Annotated in this window: 16 protein-coding genes and 1 pseudogene; 2 read left to right on the top strand and 15 right to left on the bottom strand. The window is 59.8% G+C overall.

Features of this window, described 5'->3' with window-relative positions; all coding sequences use genetic code 11:
• The 3 genes from J2T09_RS08815 to katG all read right to left on the bottom strand — a co-directional run bounded on the left by J2T09_RS08815 (position 1) and on the right by katG (position 4,461).
• Positions 1–915 carry an ABC transporter permease gene (locus J2T09_RS08815; protein WP_306833360.1) on the bottom strand — a complete coding sequence of 305 codons (915 nt, stop codon included), beginning with the start codon at positions 913–915 and terminating at the stop codon, positions 1–3.
• A 175-nt stretch (positions 916–1,090) separates the two neighbouring features.
• Positions 1,091–1,969: a DMT family transporter gene (locus tag J2T09_RS08810; RefSeq protein WP_306833358.1), complete on the bottom strand. Its 879-nt coding sequence runs from the start codon at positions 1,967–1,969 to the stop codon at positions 1,091–1,093.
• A gap of 290 nt (positions 1,970–2,259) precedes the next feature.
• Positions 2,260–4,461 carry a catalase/peroxidase HPI gene (katG, locus tag J2T09_RS08805; protein WP_306833356.1) on the bottom strand — a complete coding sequence of 734 codons (2,202 nt, stop codon included), beginning with the start codon at positions 4,459–4,461 and terminating at the stop codon, positions 2,260–2,262.
• A 236-nt stretch (positions 4,462–4,697) separates the two neighbouring features.
• Here katG and J2T09_RS08800 point away from each other — a divergent pair.
• Positions 4,698–4,949 (top strand): annotated as a pseudogene (locus J2T09_RS08800) (DUF1206 domain-containing protein); the annotation flags it as partial.
• Positions 4,950–4,982: 33 nt separating this feature from the next.
• Here the strand turns inward: J2T09_RS08800 and J2T09_RS08795 are convergent.
• On the bottom strand, positions 4,983–5,996 hold the full coding sequence (locus J2T09_RS08795; protein ID WP_306833354.1) for an NADP-dependent oxidoreductase: 1,014 nt from the start codon (positions 5,994–5,996) through the stop codon (positions 4,983–4,985).
• A gap of 204 nt (positions 5,997–6,200) precedes the next feature.
• Between J2T09_RS08795 and J2T09_RS08790 the strand changes: the two genes are divergently transcribed.
• Positions 6,201–6,596, top strand: coding sequence for a hypothetical protein (locus tag J2T09_RS08790; protein ID WP_306833352.1), 396 nt, complete (start codon positions 6,201–6,203; stop codon positions 6,594–6,596).
• A 79-nt stretch (positions 6,597–6,675) separates the two neighbouring features.
• Here the strand turns inward: J2T09_RS08790 and J2T09_RS08785 are convergent, their stop codons facing one another.
• The 11 genes from J2T09_RS08785 to paoA all read right to left on the bottom strand — a co-directional run bounded on the left by J2T09_RS08785 (position 6,676) and on the right by paoA (position 18,226).
• Positions 6,676–7,173 (bottom strand): RNase H family protein, encoded by a 498-nt coding sequence (locus J2T09_RS08785; RefSeq protein WP_306833350.1) that lies wholly within the window; start codon positions 7,171–7,173, stop codon positions 6,676–6,678.
• Positions 7,174–7,256: 83 nt separating this feature from the next.
• On the bottom strand, positions 7,257–8,309 hold the full coding sequence (locus J2T09_RS08780; protein ID WP_306833348.1) for a c-type cytochrome: 1,053 nt from the start codon (positions 8,307–8,309) through the stop codon (positions 7,257–7,259).
• Complete coding sequence (locus tag J2T09_RS08775; RefSeq protein WP_306833346.1) at positions 8,306–8,950, bottom strand: cytochrome c oxidase assembly protein; 645 nt, start codon at positions 8,948–8,950, stop codon at positions 8,306–8,308. Before J2T09_RS08775 ends, J2T09_RS08780 begins: the two co-directional genes overlap by 4 nt.
• Positions 8,947–9,330 (bottom strand): hypothetical protein, encoded by a 384-nt coding sequence (locus J2T09_RS08770; protein ID WP_306833344.1) that lies wholly within the window; start codon positions 9,328–9,330, stop codon positions 8,947–8,949. The genes J2T09_RS08775 and J2T09_RS08770 overlap by 4 nt, the downstream gene beginning before the upstream one ends.
• On the bottom strand, positions 9,327–11,840 hold the full coding sequence (gene ctaD / locus J2T09_RS08765; RefSeq protein ID WP_306833342.1) for a cytochrome c oxidase subunit I: 2,514 nt from the start codon (positions 11,838–11,840) through the stop codon (positions 9,327–9,329). The genes J2T09_RS08770 and ctaD overlap by 4 nt, the downstream gene beginning before the upstream one ends.
• Entirely contained in the window at positions 11,840–12,787 is a 948-nt protein-coding gene (gene coxB / locus J2T09_RS08760; RefSeq protein WP_306833340.1) for a cytochrome c oxidase subunit II, read from the bottom strand. The genes ctaD and coxB overlap by 1 nt, the downstream gene beginning before the upstream one ends.
• Positions 12,788–12,944: 157 nt before the next feature.
• Positions 12,945–13,616, bottom strand: a complete 672-nt coding sequence (locus J2T09_RS08755) for a nucleotidyltransferase family protein (protein ID WP_306833338.1) — start codon at positions 13,614–13,616, stop codon at positions 12,945–12,947.
• Complete coding sequence (locus tag J2T09_RS08750) at positions 13,609–14,568, bottom strand: XdhC family protein (RefSeq protein ID WP_306833336.1); 960 nt, start codon at positions 14,566–14,568, stop codon at positions 13,609–13,611. The genes J2T09_RS08755 and J2T09_RS08750 overlap by 8 nt, the downstream gene beginning before the upstream one ends.
• Positions 14,558–16,756 carry an aldehyde oxidoreductase molybdenum-binding subunit PaoC gene (paoC, locus tag J2T09_RS08745; RefSeq protein ID WP_306833334.1) on the bottom strand — a complete coding sequence of 733 codons (2,199 nt, stop codon included), beginning with the start codon at positions 16,754–16,756 and terminating at the stop codon, positions 14,558–14,560. Before paoC ends, J2T09_RS08750 begins: the two co-directional genes overlap by 11 nt.
• 4 nt (positions 16,757–16,760) lie before the next feature.
• Positions 16,761–17,711, bottom strand: coding sequence for an FAD binding domain-containing protein (locus J2T09_RS08740; RefSeq protein WP_306833332.1), 951 nt, complete (start codon positions 17,709–17,711; stop codon positions 16,761–16,763).
• Positions 17,708–18,226 carry an aldehyde dehydrogenase iron-sulfur subunit PaoA gene (gene paoA, locus J2T09_RS08735; protein ID WP_373458402.1) on the bottom strand — a complete coding sequence of 173 codons (519 nt, stop codon included), beginning with the start codon at positions 18,224–18,226 and terminating at the stop codon, positions 17,708–17,710. The genes J2T09_RS08740 and paoA overlap by 4 nt, the downstream gene beginning before the upstream one ends.
• Positions 18,227–18,510: the final 284 nt, after the last annotated feature.

The raw sequence follows: 18,510 nt of genomic DNA, 5'->3' as shown, positions 1-18,510 counted from the left end.
TCAATACCGGATACGCGGATCGAGCAGCGCATAAGCGAGGTCGATCAACAGGTTCATGATAAAAATCGCCAGTGCCGAGACCATGATGACGGCCAGCACGACGGCGAAATCGCGAAGAAGAATGCTGTCGATCATCAGCTTGCCGATGCCCGGAAAACCGAACACGGTTTCCACGACGACGGCGCCGTTGAGAATGGCGGCCGCCTGATCGCCGATGACGGTAATGACCGGCAGCATGGCATTGCGCAGGCCATGCACGAAGATGATCGAACGGGATTGCACGCCCTTGGCCCGCGCCGTCTTCACATAGGCAGACGACAACACGCTGATCATCGAGCCGCGCACCACCTGCAGGATGAGGCCGAAGGGGCGGATGAACAGGACCGACACCGGCAGAACCCAGTGCCACACACTGCCGGTGCCCGATGTCGGCAGGACATGCAGATTGACGGCAAAGATGACGATGGCGACGATCGCCACCCAGAAATCCGGGGCGGCAGCGCCGATCAGCGAAAAGAAAGTGGCGAGGCGATCGAACACGCCGCCCACCCGAAAGGCAGCCAGCGAACCGATGACGATGGCGGCGATGGTGACCAGCACCATGGTGATGACCGCCAGCCACAGCGTCCAGGTGAAGGCCTCCAGCACCACATCCATGGCCGGACGGGCTTGGCGCAGGGAATTGCCGAAATTGCCCTGAACCAGATCCATCACGTAGCGCCCGAACTGCACGATCAGCGGATCGTTGAACCCGTGCATCTGGCGGAACTGGTCGCGCATTTCCTGCGTGGCATCGATTGGCAGATAAAGATTGGTGGGATCACCCGTCAGCCGCGACAGGAAAAACACGATGACGACGAGCACGACGAGGGACACGCCACTGGCGATCGCTCGTTTGCCGATGAAACTCTTCATGCCACTCCTCCCGGGTGATTGCATGCGGGCAGTGACGCCCCGTTTCTCTTTTTCGCCGGACAGGAACCCGGCCCGTCACCCTCCAGTAACGAGCGGAACCGCAAAAGCCGGCGAAGGCTTCCACTGAAATATTAGTGCATCTAGAATTTTTGTGAACTGTTTTTTCTGAAAATCGTCAAATCTCGTCCACAGGCCGCTTTTTGCGGCGCGCCGCACCGCCCGTCGCAATCACGGTCGCGCCGATGATGACGGCGGCACCGATCCACATCTGGATCACCGGAATTTCGGCAAAGACCAAGAACGCCATCAGCGCCACGACGGGCAGACGCAGGAAATCCAGCGGCGCCAGAACGCTGGCATTGGCCATGGCGAAGGCGCGCGTGATGATGGTCATGTTGAACGCGCCGAGCATGCCTTGCAAAGCCAGAAGGCCAAGCTGCGTCCAGGTCGGCATCGACCAGACGGGCAGCATGATCACAAGCCCCAGCGGCACCATGGTTATGAGATTCCAGGCAACCAGGCGGTCGGTCGTATCGCGCTGTGCCATGCGCCTGAGCAGCAACTGGCTGCATGCCGTAAGCACCGCGCCGGCCAAAGCAAACAGCAACCATGGATCAAACCCTTGGGCGCCACTCGGCCGGATAATGATCGTCACCCCCACAAAACCTGCCAAAACGCCCAGAATGCTGCCGCGGCCGACCTTTTCGCCAAGAAAAAGCCAGGCGCCCAACACGAGAAAAATCGGCATGGTAAAATTGATGGCAGTGGCATCCGCCAACGGCGCATGCGCAAAGGCAACGAATAGACAGACCATCGCCATCAGTTTCAGGCCGGCACGCGCGGCATGCAGGGTGCGGAAGGGAGAGGCCGTCAGGTTGACACCCCGGATGATCCACGGCGTGACGGCTATCAAACCGAAAAACGAGCGGAAAAAACCGATCATCAGCGGATGTACCTCGCCCGCAAGCAGACGCACGATCACCGCATCAAGACTGTTGAGACATGCCGCCAGAACCATGATGGCGACTGCAAGGCCAGTGCGATTGGCGATCATCGGGAGACTACCAGAGGGATGTCGTTTTTCGCGGCCGGACGGTTTCGGACAATGAATGCGGACTGGGATGGCATGTTCGTCTCCGAATCGCTCTGCTGGCGCATGCGAGGAAGAAACGAAAATCGGAACGCAGACAAGCGCTGGCTCGAACACTCCTCCCGTAGCGCGGCTATCCAACCCACTATGGCGGACGTGGCATTATGCGTCCAGACTGAAATACAAGAATATCAGTTTGCGAAAAACGAAAGATGCCCGGACGCCAGGGGTGCGCGTCCGGGCGGGCTTGTCGATCAGAGAAGATCGAAACGGTCGGCGTTCATCACCTTGTTCCAGGCGGACACGAAGTCACGAACGAATTTTTCCTTTGCGTCGGACTGGCCATAGACTTCGGCAATGGCGCGCAACTGAGAATGCGAACCGAATATCAGATCGACACGCGTGCCGGTCCATTTCAGTTCGTGGCTCTTACGGTCACGGCCTTCATAGATGCCACGGGCACCGGCAAGCGGGCTCCAGACAGTGCCCATGTCCAGCAGGTTGACGAAGAAGTCGTTGGTCAACGCTTCCGGCCGGTTGGTGAACACGCCGTGTTTCGGTTGACCGACGGTCAGCACACGCAGACCACCGACGAGCACCGACATTTCCGGCGCCGTCAGCGTCAGCAGTTGCGCACGATCGACCAGTGCTTCCTCGGCCTTCATGAACTGGAGGCGGTTTTCGTTCACGTAGTTGCGAAAACCATCGACACGCGGCTCGAGCGCGGCAAAGGATTCCACATCCGTCTGCGCATCGGAGGCATCGGTGCGGCCGGGCGTGACCGGCACGACGATATCGTGACCACCGGCCTTCGCCGCCTTTTCGACACCGGCAGCACCGGCCAGCACGATCAGATCGGCAAGCGAGATCTTTTTGCCGCCCGTCTGGGCCGCGTTGAATGCCTGCTGGATGCCTTCGAGCACGCCCAGAACCTTGGCAAGCTGCGCCGGCTGGTTGGCCTCCCAATCCTTCTGCGGAGCAAGGCGAATGCGCGCGCCATTGGCGCCGCCGCGCTTGTCGGAGCCACGGAAGCTGGAAGCGGACGCCCAGGCGGTCGAAACCAGTTCCTGCACCGAAAGACCGGATGCCAGCACCTTTTCCTTCAGCGAAGCGATATCGACCTCATCGACCAGCGGGTGATCGACGGCGGGCACGACATCCTGCCAGATGAGATCTTCGGCCGGCACTTCCGGACCAAGATACCGCGCCTTCGGCCCCATGTCGCGGTGGGTCAGCTTGAACCATGCGCGAGCAAAGGCATCGGCGAATTCCGCCGGGTTTTCAAGGAAACGGCGCGAAATCTTTTCGTAGATCGGATCAACGCGAAGTGCCAGGTCGGAGGTCAGCATGGTCGGAAGCTGCTTTTTCGACGGATCGAAAGCATCTGGAATGGAAGCTTCGGCGTTCTTGGCCACCCACTGATGCGCGCCGCCCGGGCTTTTCGTCAGTTCCCATTCGAAAGCAAACAGGTTTTCGAAGAAATAATTGCTCCACTGGGTCGGCGTCTGCGTCCAGGTGACTTCAAGACCACTGCCGATCGCATCACGGCCGACGCCGCTGTTGAACTTGCTGGTCCAGCCGAGGCCCTGCGCCTCCAGTTCATCCCCTTCCGGATCGACACCCACAAAGGACGGATCGCCCGCACCATGGGTCTTGCCAAATGTGTGGCCACCGGCCACCAGTGCCACGGTTTCCTCGTCATTCATCGCCATGCGGGCAAACGTTGCGCGAATATCGCGGGCAGAGGCAAGCGGATCGGGGTTGCCGTTCGGACCTTCCGGGTTGACGTAGATGAGGCCCATCTGCACGGCGCCGAGCGGCTCGGAAAGCTCACGCTCACCGCTGTAACGTTCGTCCCCCAGCCAGGTGCCTTCCGGTCCCCAATAGAGTTCTTCCGGCTCCCACACATCGGCGCGGCCGCCGGCGAAACCAAAGGTCTTGAAGCCCATGGATTCCAGCGCGACATTGCCGGTGAGGATCAGAAGGTCGGCCCAGGAAATCCTGTTGCCGTATTTCTGCTTGATCGGCCAGAGAAGACGGCGGGCCTTGTCGAGATTGACGTTATCCGGCCAGCTGTTGAGCGGCGCGAAACGCTGCTGGCCCATGCCGGCACCGCCACGGCCATCGGTGATGCGATAGGTGCCGGCCGAATGCCAGGCCATGCGGATGAACAGGCCGCCGTAATGACCGAAATCGGCCGGCCACCAGTCTTGGCTGTCGGTCATCAGCGCATGCAGGTCCTGCTTGACGGCTTCGAGATCGAGCTTCTTGAATTCTTCCGCATAATCAAATGCATCACCCAGCGGATCGGCGAGTGAGGAATGGGTGTGAAGGATCTGCACGTTAAGCTGGTTCGGCCACCAGTCGCGGTTGGAGCGGCCACGCGGGGAGGCACCCTTCGCGCCCTGGCCATGTGCGACGGGACACTGGCCCGAGGTGTCTGTTTTCGTATCCATGACGTTCTCCTTGATTGCTCGGACATGCACTGGGGAAACGATCGCCGGCCCTCATGGTTCATGTCAGCCCTTGATGGGGCGGAACAAAAGACGGCCTTACCAGCTATGTAAGGCCGACCGGGCGGGTGGCAATCGCTTCCCGCAACGTTCTTAGCTCACGAAATCGATCACATTAATTCGTATTTATGAATGATCTCGATAGTTTTTTCATATCAACATCCGACTCTGTCGCATGGATTGCCCGCGGTATCGTTTTTGCGGTCACCGGCATCCTCTTCGCCTATGCCGGCTTCCGTGTCGATCCGGATCAGGCGGACAGCATGTCGGATGCCCTGACATGGCTGCGCCACTTGCCCTTCGGATCGCTGATCTACATGGTTGTCGCGGCAGGACTGGCTGCATTCGGCGTCTATAATCTTATCGAAGCGCGATATCGGGTGGTCCGCGGTCCGAAGATCGCGAACCTCGGCCGTGCCATTCCATTTTAATGCGGCGGCCTGCCGCCTGCAGCATTTCCGACTTCAGGAAACCTTGACGATCAGTTTCCCGAAATTCCCACCCGTCAACATGGACGTGAATGCGGCGGGTGCATTCTCGAAACCCTCGACGATATCTTCACGATACTTGATCTCGCCGGATGCAACGCGCGGCCCAATATCGCTGAGGAATTCGTCGAAATGATCCGGCGCGAACTCGGTCTGGATGAAGCCGCGAACCAGCAGGCTCTGCCGCAGGATTGCCGACATCGTGGCAGGCAGGCGATCGGTTTCAGAGGTCGATGATCCGTTATAATGCGCAACCAGCCCGCATACCGGCACGCGTCCATATTTGTTAAGCAGCGGCAGGACAGCATCCCAGACGTGGCCGCCGACATTTTCGAAATAGACATCGATGCCATCCGGGCAGGCAGAGGCGAGCCGGGATGCGAAATCGTCTGCACGGTGGTCAATGACCGCGTCAAAACCGAGTTCGTCTTTCACATAAGCGCATTTATCCGCGCCACCGGCGATGCCAACCGCCCTGGCACCCCAGAGTTTGGCCAGTTGCCCGACCATGGAGCCGACCGGACCGGACGCTGCAGCGACGGCAACCGTCTCACCTTCCTTCGGTTGGCCGATAAATTTCAGGCCACTCCACGCCGTGAAGCCCGGCATGCCCAGCGCCCCGACGGCGGTGGTGAGCGGTGCTCCATGCGTTTCCACATGTCGCAACCCATCACCCTTCAGGACTGCCATCGTGCGCCAGCCGGTCCGCCCGCGTACGATATCTCCGGGTGAAAAATCGTTGTGCCGGGATTTAAGTACTTCGCAGATGGTCTCGCCTTCCATGACACCGTCGATCGGCACCGGAGCCGCATAGGATTTGGCATCGCTCATGCGCCCGCGCATGTAGGGATCGAGCGAGAGATAGAGCACACGGATCGTGACTTCACCTTCATCGGCCTGCGGCAAGTCGAAACTCTCAAGCCGAAAGTTTTCAGGTTTCGGGGCACCATTTGGACGGCTGGCCAAGACAATCTGCTGTGCGGTGGTCATATCGGATCCTCCGTATTGGACTGAAAAGAGATTTGCGAGAAATCGTGTTTGCAAGAACGAATGGTGCGATGCGCGGTTCCGAAAACAAGGAGACGACAAAATTGGCAGAGGCACCAGTCCCGCTAATGCCGCACATGATCGGCTAGCAACGGGAACATCGTGTCGTCTGTCAGGTTCTGGCGATGCTCACAGAAGGAAGCCGCAATGTCCAACCTCAAATCACCCTCCGTCACGTCATTGCAAACCGAACAGGAGGCTCTTGGCGGTCGGCGACAAGACATCGATACCAGCCTGGAAGCCACATTTCCGACACCCGATCCGATTACCGCCACGGCAGCCGGTGTGCCGACCGGCCAAGCAGAGAAAGGCGTTGCGGATGCGCCGCGCGTCGATGAAGCGCTGCAATCGATCCTAAAGCATCGCGACGACCCTTATGTCGAACCGCGAGAGCATGCCGCTGCCCTACGTGACGAAGCTCTCAGCCTGGGTGACCGCGGGGCAGATGCGCTCGCCGATGTTAGGAGACGTATCAGGAGACAGCCGCTACAGGCGATCGGCATCGCGGCACTGCTCGGCTTCGTTTGCGGAATGGTGCGATAAACGATGAGCCTGTAAAAATGGCGGGTAGCAGGATGCAGGGCCATCCTCTCGGAACGTCGGACGGCCGTTATGTTCTGCGCTACTGATCTTTCGGACGTTCGACATGCGTCTTCCCGGCAGCCAGCGCGTCGGCGAACTCGTTGCCGGCATTGCCTACATGCGCCTTGCACCATCTGACAGTCACATGCGGATTACGGTCGAGCGACGCGTCAAGCATTCGCCAATGCACAGCATCAGGAATTTCACGTCGTCGCGCACGAGGATTGGGATTGACGCGCTTCCATCCGTTTCCGCGCCAGATCATCCGCCAGTGATCAACACCTTCAACGACATGTCGGGAGTCGGTCCAAACGGTGGTGGCACGCCCGGCAGCCGACGTTTCCAACCAGGAAAGCGCGTTCAGCACCCCGAGCACCTCGAATGCGTTATTGGATAAGCCCTCCCCTGAACCGCGCTCGGCGTGAATCCGCTCATCATCGTAAAACACCACGAATGCCCATGCGCCCGTTCGGCTACAGACATCGAACGAGCCATCTGTGAAGACTTGCAGCGCATCTGCAGGATGCATGGATTTCATACCTTCCCGTGTCGGACCTATTGTGACGAAAACACCAATGACTGGTGGAGCCGCCGCCTCGGCGTCGGTGAATCGAGACAGCCTTATCGCTGGCTGAAATAGGCTGCAAGCGCGTCCATGTCTTGCGGCGTCAAACCCTTGGCAGCTTCCGACATCAGGTGCCCGTAGGACGAACCGCCCCGCGTTCCGGCCTGAAACAGCAACAGCTGCTGACGCAAATAAGCGGAATTCTGGCCGGACAGTTTTGGATAGGCCGGATTGGCGCCTGCCTTGTCGTGGCAGCTGAGGCAGGCAGGCACCTTGTCGGAGGCCCGGCCGACTTCTGCGAGCGTTTTGCCTTTTTCGATCAAGGCCGGATCTTGGGCGACAGCTTCACGAACCGAGGGTGTCTGCCGGGCGTAATAGGCGGCGAGTTCCGGCAGGCTTTCGGCGGGCAAGGTGCCAACTGCGACCTGCATGATGCCGCTTGGGCGTTGTTTTCCTGTGTATGCCTTCAACGCACTGAGAAGATAGGCTTCCGACTGGCCGGCGAGGCGCGGGACGAGACTGCCATCATTCAGCTTGCTTTCGGCATGGCAGCTTTCGCAGGTGATTGGCAATGGCGAGACTTCGCCCGCCTGCCCCATTCCGTGCAAGCCGGAAGCCTTGATATAGGCGCTGGCATCCATCTCCGGCAGCTTCTTGAGAAAAGCGACCATCGACCAGATTTCGTCATCGCGTGACTGCGTCGGCCATGCCGGCATGCCGGTGAACCGCACGCCATGCTTGACGATCTCGAACAGTTCACCATCCGACCATTCGGGCACGACCGTCTGCAAATCCGGTGGCGGCGGCAACATGGCCATGACGGAATCCGGACGTGGTTGCGCCGGTGAGCCGTGACAGGTGGCACATGCCGTCTCGAAATGGCCAGCGGCACCGGGTATCAGGCCGGGGTCGTCCAGCGGCGGCACCTTGTCGGGCGAAACCGCGCGTGCCGAGACGGAATTGCGCATCACCCAATGCAAAAACCAGTCTGTGACCGCCCAGTGGCCGGATGACGCGCGTACGCTCATCAAACCCGACCAACCAATGCCCAACCCCAGAACAGGCGCGATGATGGCGAGCACGATCAGATGCTTCCAGCGAATTGTCATCCACCTGTCCTTTCTGAAGTCTCGGGAGGGCGGGTATTGAGCGTGGTGGCCAGCAGCGAAACGCCACCTGCAAGATAGACCGCCGCCCCCACAAGCAGCATGATGACGCCACCCGCCTGCTGATCGACAACCGGGCTAAGCGGAATGCCGAAACAGGTCACGTCAGCGGAGCCGTAAAGCGCGCGCGGGGACAAAGCGAGAAGCGCGCCCAGCAAGGTCATATGCATGGAGGTGAACAGCAGGCCGACAGCACCGGCCAGACGCCGGCCTTCCCTGCCGGTTTCGAGACCACCGAGACAGGAAAGCCAGAGCATCAGGCCGGCGAACAGAAAGGTCACCTGCTCCAGGCTCGCGACGACACCGGAGCTTTCCGACAGCGCCCGCAAAGCCGGAATGTGCCACACCCAGACCGCAACGAGCTCGATGATGGAGGCCAAAATCGGCGAGAACCAGGGCCAGCGTGATGGAAAGTCGAAACGCGACCCGGACAGGCCGACAGCGATCAAAGGCGCCGCGCACGCAACGACGCCCATATGGACGATCATGTGAATGGTGAAGGACGATCGGTCGGCGAAGGGCAAAACCCCGCCCCACAAAACCATGATCAACATCAGGCCGGACGTGAGCGAGACTGTTTTCATCGCTGACACTCCGCGATGAGGATCAGCGGGATCGCCATGTAAAGGACGGCAACGAAACTGAGGCCGGACAGAAGAAGCGTCGCAAAGCCCTGAAACAGCGTGCGGGCTTTGCGCGTGGGTTCATCATGCGGCGGATCGCCGGCCCCGAAACCCCATTGCCGCCATGCAAGCCAGGCCGACAGAACGATAACCGCGAGCGCGACTACCGTGAACCCGCCCAGTGCAAGCCGCACCGTGCCGAAGCTGAAATCGAGCGTGGCGGCTTTGGCGCAATAGACGGCGACGGCGGCATAACAACCGACGAAATGGATCGCCCAGACGGTGGGCGCGGTAAACAGGGTCCAGAGGCTTTCCACCTCGCGCGGGATAAAGCTCTTCATCGGCTCACCATCGGGAACAGGCCAAGGACCGCAAAGGTGACGACCGCAGTAAAGGCCATGAAGTGCCAGTAAAGCGTGACGTTGCAGATATCCTGATCGTGTTCCGGTGTCATGCGGTCGGCAAGACTGCGGGCCAGGCAATAGACCTGCATGATGATGCCCACGGCACCGTGAACGACGGTCCAGATGACGATAACCCAGACCGTCGCAGGATAAACGTTGGAGGTCGGGTCCATGCCATGGAAATACGGTCCCGCCAGCCCGGCCAGACAGGCGGCGATGCTGACCAGAATGCCGGCAACGAGCGCAGCACGGCAGCCGGATGGCCCCTTCTCGTTCAACTGCCGGGCCGCGATGGTCAGAAGCCATGCGATGACGAACAGAACGAGCGCCACCATCGGCCAGAATGCGCCCGGCCCCACCGCTCCAGCCGTGAAATCGTCATGCACCGTCCAGTAAAAGAAATACCCGAAAATCAGGCTGGCAAAGGCGGTTCCGTCACCGACCATGGTGATGAACATTGCCCACCAGCCGACGGAGGCCGGTCCCGAGACGTAGACGGGGAGCTTTTGTCCGAGGCCGACATCGACCTCTTCCGCTTCGGGGATCTGCGCGGTGCCGGTCCACAGCCACCAGATGATGGCAATGAAGGTGATGACGGCGCAGATGATGGTCGGGATCCACCAATGGAAGGTGAGCGCGATGAACACACCACCAAGCGCCAGCGCCGAAATCATCGGCACGTAGGAGACGCCGCCGACACGCAGGCACTGGATCGGTTCGGCGTCGAGAACAGAGGTGACCAGCGTTTCGCGTTTGCCGGATTTGGCGTCTGGCAAATAAAAGCGCCCTGCTTCGATATCGGCCTGCAGGTTCTCCTGTTCCCAGAGCGGATAACGGCTGGTGATGATCGGCACCGAGCGCATGCCCCAACTTTCGTCCGGATCGTTGGTCCATTCCAGCGTGCCGGCGTTCCACGGGTTGAGATTGCGTGTTTCAGGCTTTGGTTTCGGCCGGAAAATATCGATGACGAAGGTCAGCACACCGGCAGCGAAGATGAAGGCGCCGATTGTCGAGACGAGATTGAACAGATCCCAGCCGAATTCTTCGGGATAGGTGAAGATGCGGCGCGGCATGCCGCGAAGGCCAGAAAAATGCATCGGGAAAAACCCGACATTAAAGCCGACGAACATCAGCCAGAAGGCCACCTTGCCCCAAGCATCCGACAGTTTCTTTCCGGTCACAAAAGGAAAGTAATAATAGATGCCGGCCACGATCGGAAAGAACATGCCGCCGATCAGCACGTAGTGCAGGTGGGCGACGATGAAATAGGTGTCATGCGCCTGCCAGTCGAAGGGAGCGAGCGCCACCATGACACCGGTCAGGCCACCGATGGTGAAGATCGCCAGTCCCCCTGCCCCGAACAGCATTGGCACGGAAAAGATCACCCGACCCGCCAGCATGGTGGCGATGAAGACAAAGATCTGCACGCCGGTCGGGATCGCCACCGCTTCCGATGCGGCGGAAAAGAAGGCGAGCGAAATCTGCGGCAAGCCGGTGGTGAACATGTGATGCACCCACAGGCCGAAGCTTAAAAACCCGGTGCCAACGGCCGCCAGCACGATCCATGAATAACCGACGATCGGCCGCTGCGAAAAAGTTGGCACGATCATTGCCATCAGTGCGATGGCCGGCAGGAAGATGATATAGACTTCCGGGTGGCCAAAGATCCAGAACAGGTGCTGCCAGAGCAACGGATCGCCGCCGCGCGAAACGTCGAAAAACGGCCAGTCGAACATCCGCTCCATTTCGAACAGGATGTCGCCGGCAATCAGCGGCGGAAAGGCGAACAGGATCATGCCGGCGACGATCAGCAGATACCAGGCGAACATCGGCATCATGTTGATGCGCATGCCCGGCGCGCGGCATTTCATGATACCGACGATGATCTCGACGGCAGCCGCGATCGACGCCACTTCGATGAAGGAGAGGCCAAGCAACCAGATATCGGCACCGATGCCGGCATATTCCTTGTCGGTTGCCAAAGGCGGATACATGAACCAGCCGGCATTGGGCGCGGCATTGAAGAAGATCGAACCGCAGACAAAGATGCCGCCGAGCAGAAAGCTCCAGAAGCCGAATGCCGAGAGCCGCGGAAACGGCAGTTCGCGTGCACCAAGCATGGACGGCAGCAAAAATATCGCCACCGCCTCGAAGATCGGCACGGCGAACAGAAACATCATCACCGTGCCGTGCAGGGTAAAGGCCTGATTGTAGAGTTCGGCGGAGATGAGATTGTTATTGGGAGTTGCAAGCTGCGCGCGCATCAAAAGCCCGAGCGCACCGGCAAACAGCATGAAGGCAAAGGCGGTGACGCCATACCAGAGGCCGATCTCGCTATTGTTGACCGAGGTCCAGTATCGCCAGCCGCCCGGCGTCTTCCACACCTTGCGCAACCGCTCTTCCTGCGCTGCCCGTTCTTCTGGCGAAAAATTGCCGAGCTCCACCATCACCTGAGCTCCTTCAGAAATGCTGCAATTTTCTTAATGTCGTCTTCGGGAAGCATACCAAAATGCGGCATCTTCACGCCCGGCTTGATCTCGCCCGGATGGGCAACGAAGCGCGCGATATCTTCTGCGGTATGCGGAAGTGTTCCGGCAGCCAAAGTGCCGCGCTCGCCAAAAGCTGTCAGGTCCGGCCCGATACGACCATTGGCGGCGGTGCCGGAGATGGCGTGGCAGGCACCGCAGCCATTGTTGAGAAACACGGCCAGCCCTTCGGCATCCTGCGGATCGGAAGCCGAGCGCTCGGCAAGCCAGGCCTCGTGATCGGCGGGCGAGACCGCCCGTACGGTGAAGGCCATCAGTGCATGGGATTCGCCGCAGAATTCGGCACAGACACCGCGATAGGTCCCTTCCCTGTCGGCCGTCAGCGTCAAGGGATTGGTGCGGCCGGGGATCATGTCCATCTTGCCGCCGAGCGATGGCACCCAGAAGGAATGGATGACGTCGGCAGCCTTGAGCGAGAAATGCGCCGGTTCACCGATAGGGATCCGCACCTCGTTGGCCGTCTCGAACATGATCCCATCTGCTTCATCCAGATAGCGCACCCGCCACCAGAACTGTTCGCCGGTCACTTCGATACGACGGACCGACTGGTCATCCGGCACCCAGGGCCGGATCGCCGGCATCAGCCACATGCCATATGAAAGCAGCGCGCACAGGATGACGGATGGAATGATCGCCCCACCCCACAGGATGACGCGACCTGCATTTTCTTCAGTGTGCTGATGCTTTTTGCGCGCCGCATAGATGAATACAGAAACGAGCCCGATCCAGATTACCGCGCCGCCAGCCAGCATAACGTAAAACAACTGGGCGACCTTGGCCGCCTCCGGCCCTGCAGGATCGAGTGTGGAATGGCTGCCGGAGCAGGAACTAACAAGAGAAGTAGCCATAATGAGTGAGAGCGGACAGAGCGTTGGTAGAAATCGCCTCGATCTGGTTGGCCGACAGCGGTCGGTCAATCTCTCATCCGTCATCTATGTCAGCACCCCTGCCCGTGCGCGAATGTCTTTCTCGCGCATGTCCATTCAGTGCTCAACTCTCAGGTGATCAAACGGTTCCGTGCGTATTGCCGGTAAACGGCACCCCGCCCGCCGCAATCAGCTCTTCCGGCGTATCCACATCCAGCCGGGCCGCTTCACCGATGTCGACATCGACAATAGCAGCTGCGTTATCCTTCAGAAGTGCGCGCGCTCCCACATCGCCGACAAGACCTTTCAGGCGTTCAAACCAAAAGGAGGGGAAAATCACCGGGTTGCCCGGTCTGTCATTCGCAGTGGCACGTATGACGCATGCGCCCTGATGCTCGCGAAAAGCAGTTATAAGCCGATCCAATTGCGCGGTTTCGATCGCCGGCATGTCGGCAAGAGCGATCAATATCCCGTCAGGTTTATTTGCCTGCGCTGCCATCACCCCAACCCGAATGGAAGATGCCATGCCGGAGGCGTATCCAAGATTTTCGACTACGCGCGCATCCAGATCTGCGATGTTTTCCTTCAACACGCTGTGTTGCTCGCCGATCACGACCACGACGGTTTGGCAATCGCTTCCGATGGCGGACAGGACCGATTTTCGGAGTAGTGGTACACCGTCAAAGCGTGCCAGAAGCTTATGCCCCTGGTTTTTCATGCGGCTCGACCGGCCAGCCGCCAGCATAACGATGCTGACGGATGGAGATGTGCTGCGATCGATCTTCCCGGCCGTCGGCAGGCTTTTATCCATAGGCAGCCAACCGACTTGCCGCGATATCCGCCATGACGGAAAGCGCCAATGCCGTAGCATCCCGTGTCGGCCCGAAAATGCCAATCGGCGCCTTGATCCGATCAATATCCTGTCGGGAAAAACCCCGCTTTTGCATACGATCCGAGCGTTGGAGATGCGTACGAGCGCTGCCCAGAGCGCCGACATAAAAGGCTGAAGATGCCGTCGCGGCGTCCAGAACACGCTCCTCGGCATCGAGATCATGGTGCAGCAGAACGACAGCCGTAAACCCATCAATCATGCTCGCAAGGTCACCTTCAAAGCCATTTGGCAAAACCACATCCCAGCGAGACGTCTTGGCGAGGCGGGCAACCGCCTCGGCTTCAATGCTCATGCCGCAAATAATTACACGCGTCACCGGCCGGTAAACCGTCACGAATTCGGCACCTTGCCAACAGGTTCGTTGAGGACAGTCAGAAAGTTCAAGCGACTGGGTTTCGGGAGAATATCGCAGCGCCGCCGGCACCCGGCCGGCCACTTGGTCAAGAATGCGCCGCAGCGGTTCGGCATCCCGCAGCACATGGATCGCAACCGTTATTCCACCACCGCAGGGCAGCACGATATCAAAGAACGGCGATCCGTCACCATAGGTGACATTGCGATCCGCGCCTTCGGCAATCGCGACCAAAGCTTCCGACGCAACCGCCGCCTCCACGCAACCGCCCGAAACATACCCGCAGAAACGACCATCGGCGGCGATGGCGACATGTGAGCCCAGCGCCCTCGCCGCACCGCCTCGAATCTCCACGAGCGTCGCGAGCGCGACACCTCCCCTATCGAACGCGTCGAGAGCGAACCGCAGGATGTCGGCAGGCTGGTCGCCGACATCAACCCGAACCGGGGTGGACACGTTGCTGCTGTCATCGCCGGATTGCGACGAAGGTTGTGCCGTCACGGCTTCCTCAAGCAACATCCGGCAGCCCTCCGATCAGCTTGTCGAGCGTGATCGGATAATCTCGCACCCGTACGCCCGTGGCATTGTAGATCGCGTTCGCGATCGCGGCTGCCACGCCACACAGGCCAAGTTCCCCCACGCCCTTCGCCTTCATCGGCGAGGAATAGGGATCGGTCTCATCCATGAAGATCACCTCCTGATGCGGGATATCGGCATGGACGGCGATTTCGTAGCCGGCGAGATCGTGATTGACGAAAAAGCCGCGACGGGTATCGACCGCGAGTTCCTCCGATAGAGCACCGCCAGCGCCCATCGTCATCGCGCCGATCATCTGGCTGCGCGCCGTGATCGGGTTGAGGATACGACCGGCAGCACAAACGGCGAGCATGCGGCGGATGCGGGTCTCGCCCGTTGCAACATCCACGCCGACTTCGACAAAATGCCCACCAAAAGTCGATTGCTGATGGGTCTCGGTCAGATCGCCCCAGGTCATCGTATCCTCGCCGACGAGACCGTCCGCGCCTGCGGCTTCCGCCAGTGGCACAGTCCTGTTGCCGGAACGGACATTGCCGTCCTCGAAAACCACGTCAGCAGAATTGAAACCGAGTTTTCGAGCGACGGCTTCCCGCAGCTTGATGCAGGCCGCATAAACACCAGATGTCGAGGAATTGGCGCCGAACTGGCCGCCTGAACCGGCGGAGACGGGGAAGCGGGAATCGCCCAACTGCACCGCAACCTTGTCGATATTAACGCCCATCATTTCAGCAGCCGTCTGGGCAATGATCGTGTAACTGCCGGTTCCGATATCGGTCATGTCGGTTTCGACGGTCACGATCCCGTCGCTGCCCAGCCGCACACGCGCACCGGATGGCAGAACAAGGTTGTTGCGGAATGCGGCGGCCACACCGACGCCGATCATCCAGTTTCCTTCGCGACGCGCGGCTGGCGCCTTGCGTGCATCCCACCCGAAACGTTCGGCACCGAGCTTGAGACAGCCGATCAGATCACGGTGCGAAAATGGTCGTTCAGGATTTTCCGGATCGACCTGCGTGTCGTTGATGATGCGGAACTCAATCGGGTCGATCCCAAGCTTTTCCGCCATTTCGTCGATGGCGATTTCCAGTGCCATCAATCCGGGCGCTTCACCCGGCGCACGCATGGCGTTGCCCTCGGGCAGATCGAGAGCTGCAAGCCGCATCGCGGTCATGCGGTTTTCTCCGGCATAGAGAAGCCGGGTCTGCATGACCGCGGTTTCCAGCGAGCCGTCCGGCAAGTTGCCCGACCAACTTTCGTGGCCGATGGCGGTGATTTTTCCATCCCGCTCAGCGCCGATGCGGATACGCTGCAGCGTCGCCGGGCGATGGGTCGTGTTGTTTGCAATGAATGGACGCGGCAGAGCTACCTTGACGGGACACCCGCAGGCCTTCGCTCCAAAGGCCGCCAGAACAGCATCGACACGCAGGAACAGTTTTCCGCCGAACCCGCCACCGATGAATGGCGACATCAGATGCACCTTCTCCTTGTCGATGCCGAGCGTCTGCGCAAAATCACCGCGCCACCAGTCGATCATCTGGCTCGATGTCCACAATGTCACCTCGTCACCATTCCAGGCGGCGATCGATGCGTGCGGTTCCATCATTGCATGCGATTGATCCGGCGTGGCGTATCGCGCGTCGAGAGTCACCGGTGCTGCGCGGAAAGCAGCATCGAAATCACCGGCAGCGCTGTCCGGTTGTTGCGATTCATCCGGTTTGACGGCCTTTTCGGCAGCGACTTCGAGATCGAAAACGCCCTGTTCCTCGGCATAATCGACCTTGATCAGAGACGCTGCGGATCGGGCCTGTTCGAACGTTTCGGCGACAACCACAGCGATCGCCTGATGGTAATGCTGGATCTGTGATCCGCCAAAAAGGCTTGCTGTGTTGAACTGTCCTTTCTTCAGGTCCCCAACGTCAAGCGTTGTCACGACCGCCAAAACGCCGGGTGCCGCCTTGGCGGCCGACGTATCCATCGACGTGATGCGGCCCTTGGCAATGGCGGAGCCGACGGGATAGCCATAGGCATAGGCGATATCCGCGTCATGCCACTCATAGGCATATTTGGCGCGGCCGGTGGTTTTTGATTGCCCATCGATGCGGTGGATCGGTTTGCCCACGACCTTCATCCGATCGATCGGATTGGTGGTTGCCGGTGTGTCGAACTGCATGGCCTTACCCCCTTGCTTCTGCGATCACGGCACCGAGCGTGCGCTCGACCAGATCGATCTTGAACCGGTTATCGTCGGTGGGACGAGCGCCCTCGAGCAAAATGCCGGACGTTGCTCTCGCACCTTTCGCCAGTTCGGCTTCTGCCGCCTCCATGCGCCATGGTTTTGGCGCCACGCCACCCACGGCGACACGCCCCCGCCCGTCGGGCTGGATAACCGCCGCAACGGAAACAAGCGCAAAGGCATAGGATGCCCGATCTCGCACCTTTCGGTAGATCTGTTTTCCACCGACTGGCTTCGGCAAAACGACGGCCGTGATAAATTCGCCATCTTCAAGTACCGTCTCGATATGCGGCGTATCACCCGGCAGACGGTGGAAATCGGCCATCGGTATCGATCGCGTCGAACCATCGCTTTTCACCGTTTCGACCTCGGCATCGAGCGCCCGCATGGCAACAGCCATGTCGCTCGGATGCGTGGCAATGCAGGCTTCGCTCGTGCCGATCACGCCAAGCTGACGGGTTACGCCGCCGATGGCAGAGCAGCCGGATCCCGCCTGCCTCTTGTTGCAGGGCTGGTTCGGGTCGTAGAAGTAGGGACATCGCGTCCGTTGCAACAGATTGCCGGCGGTGGTCGCCTTGTTGCGAAGCTGGCCAGAAGCGCCGGCCACGAGCGCGCGCGACAGAAGCCCGTAATCGCGCCGGACGGTTTCGTTTGCGGCCAGATCGGTATTGCGCACCATCGCTCCGATCCGCAGTCCGCCCTCAGGTATCGCCTCAATCTTGTCGAGGCCGGTGCCGTTGACATCGATGAGATGCTGCGGTGTCTCGATCTCGAGCTTCATCAAATCGAGAAGGTTGGTACCGCCGGCGATAAATTTGGCGCCGGGATTTTTGGCGGCGGCCTGCGCTGCTGCCTCTGCTGTCGAGGCGCGTTCATAGGTGAAGGCTTTCATGGGCGTGCCTCCGCGACCTCGACAATGGCGTCTAGAATGTTGGAATACGCCCCGCATCGACAGAGATTGCCGCTCATGCGTTCGCGAATTTCCGCGTCCGAAACTTTTGTCTGTTGGGTCAGATCCGATGTGGCGTGGCTGGGAATGTTGGCCTTGATCTCCTCCAGCACCGCCACGGAGGAACAGATCTGCCCGGGCGTGCAGTAACCGCACTGGAAGCCGTCATGTTTGACGAATGCCGCCTGCATCGGGTGCAGATCGCCCGGCGCGCCCAGTCCTTCGATCGTGGTGATATTGTCGCCTTCATGCATGACGGCCAGCGTCAGACAGGCATTGATGCGTCGGCCATCGACAAGAACCGTGCAGGCGCCACACTGTCCGTGGTCGCAGCCCTTCTTGGTGCCGGTCAAATGAAGATGCTCCCGCAACGCGTCGAGAAGCGTCGTTCGGTTGTCGACATTCAGCAATTGCTCTTCGCCGTTTACCGTGAATGAGACCTCGGTTTTGTAGTTCATTTTGTTCCCCACCGATTATGCCGTCACGGGACTGGTAACGGCTCCGCATGCCGCGATGGTTGCGGCTGAAGGGATAAGCAGGTGTTGAGGTGAAAGTTCCAGGCGGATCGGGTTTCTTGAACTCCGAACGATCTATGAACGCTTCACATTCCCATTGAGCAGCGCAAACCTTGGGGCCAAGGGAGGCGCTACCAAGATAACGGAACCATCATCCTGCAGCGCAGCGTACGGTGTTGGCCTGCCGATCCTGCTTGTGACGAGATATGCGGAAAACGCGATGATGA

Source organism: Neorhizobium huautlense (assembly GCF_030811685.1).
In the GTDB taxonomy this organism is placed as follows: domain Bacteria; phylum Pseudomonadota; class Alphaproteobacteria; order Rhizobiales; family Rhizobiaceae; genus Neorhizobium; species Neorhizobium huautlense_A.
Note: the sequence above shows the minus strand (reverse complement) of the source record. Positions and strands in the feature narration are given on the sequence as shown.

Coding starts and splice junctions, on each gene's coding strand:
- J2T09_RS08795 (WP_306833354.1), bottom strand. CDS start 5,996: ATGACCACCGCACAGCAGATTGTCTTGGCCAGCCGTCCAAATGGTGCC.
- ctaD (WP_306833342.1), bottom strand. CDS start 11,840: ATGGTGGAGCTCGGCAATTTTTCGCCAGAAGAACGGGCAGCGCAGGAA.
- katG (WP_306833356.1), bottom strand. CDS start 4,461: ATGGATACGAAAACAGACACCTCGGGCCAGTGTCCCGTCGCACATGGC.
- J2T09_RS08755 (WP_306833338.1), bottom strand. CDS start 13,616: ATGGATAAAAGCCTGCCGACGGCCGGGAAGATCGATCGCAGCACATCT.
- J2T09_RS08810 (WP_306833358.1), bottom strand. CDS start 1,969: ATGATCGCCAATCGCACTGGCCTTGCAGTCGCCATCATGGTTCTGGCG.
- J2T09_RS08740 (WP_306833332.1), bottom strand. CDS start 17,711: ATGAAAGCCTTCACCTATGAACGCGCCTCGACAGCAGAGGCAGCAGCG.
- J2T09_RS08780 (WP_306833348.1), bottom strand. CDS start 8,309: ATGACAATTCGCTGGAAGCATCTGATCGTGCTCGCCATCATCGCGCCT.
- coxB (WP_306833340.1), bottom strand. CDS start 12,787: ATGGCTACTTCTCTTGTTAGTTCCTGCTCCGGCAGCCATTCCACACTC.
- J2T09_RS08790 (WP_306833352.1), top strand. CDS start 6,201: ATGTCCAACCTCAAATCACCCTCCGTCACGTCATTGCAAACCGAACAG.
- J2T09_RS08815 (WP_306833360.1), bottom strand. CDS start 915: ATGAAGAGTTTCATCGGCAAACGAGCGATCGCCAGTGGCGTGTCCCTC.
- paoC (WP_306833334.1), bottom strand. CDS start 16,756: ATGCAGTTCGACACACCGGCAACCACCAATCCGATCGATCGGATGAAG.
- J2T09_RS08785 (WP_306833350.1), bottom strand. CDS start 7,173: ATGAAATCCATGCATCCTGCAGATGCGCTGCAAGTCTTCACAGATGGC.
- J2T09_RS08770 (WP_306833344.1), bottom strand. CDS start 9,330: ATGAAGAGCTTTATCCCGCGCGAGGTGGAAAGCCTCTGGACCCTGTTT.
- paoA (WP_373458402.1), bottom strand. CDS start 18,226: ATGAACTACAAAACCGAGGTCTCATTCACGGTAAACGGCGAAGAGCAA.
- J2T09_RS08775 (WP_306833346.1), bottom strand. CDS start 8,950: ATGAAAACAGTCTCGCTCACGTCCGGCCTGATGTTGATCATGGTTTTG.
- J2T09_RS08750 (WP_306833336.1), bottom strand. CDS start 14,568: ATGTTGCTTGAGGAAGCCGTGACGGCACAACCTTCGTCGCAATCCGGC.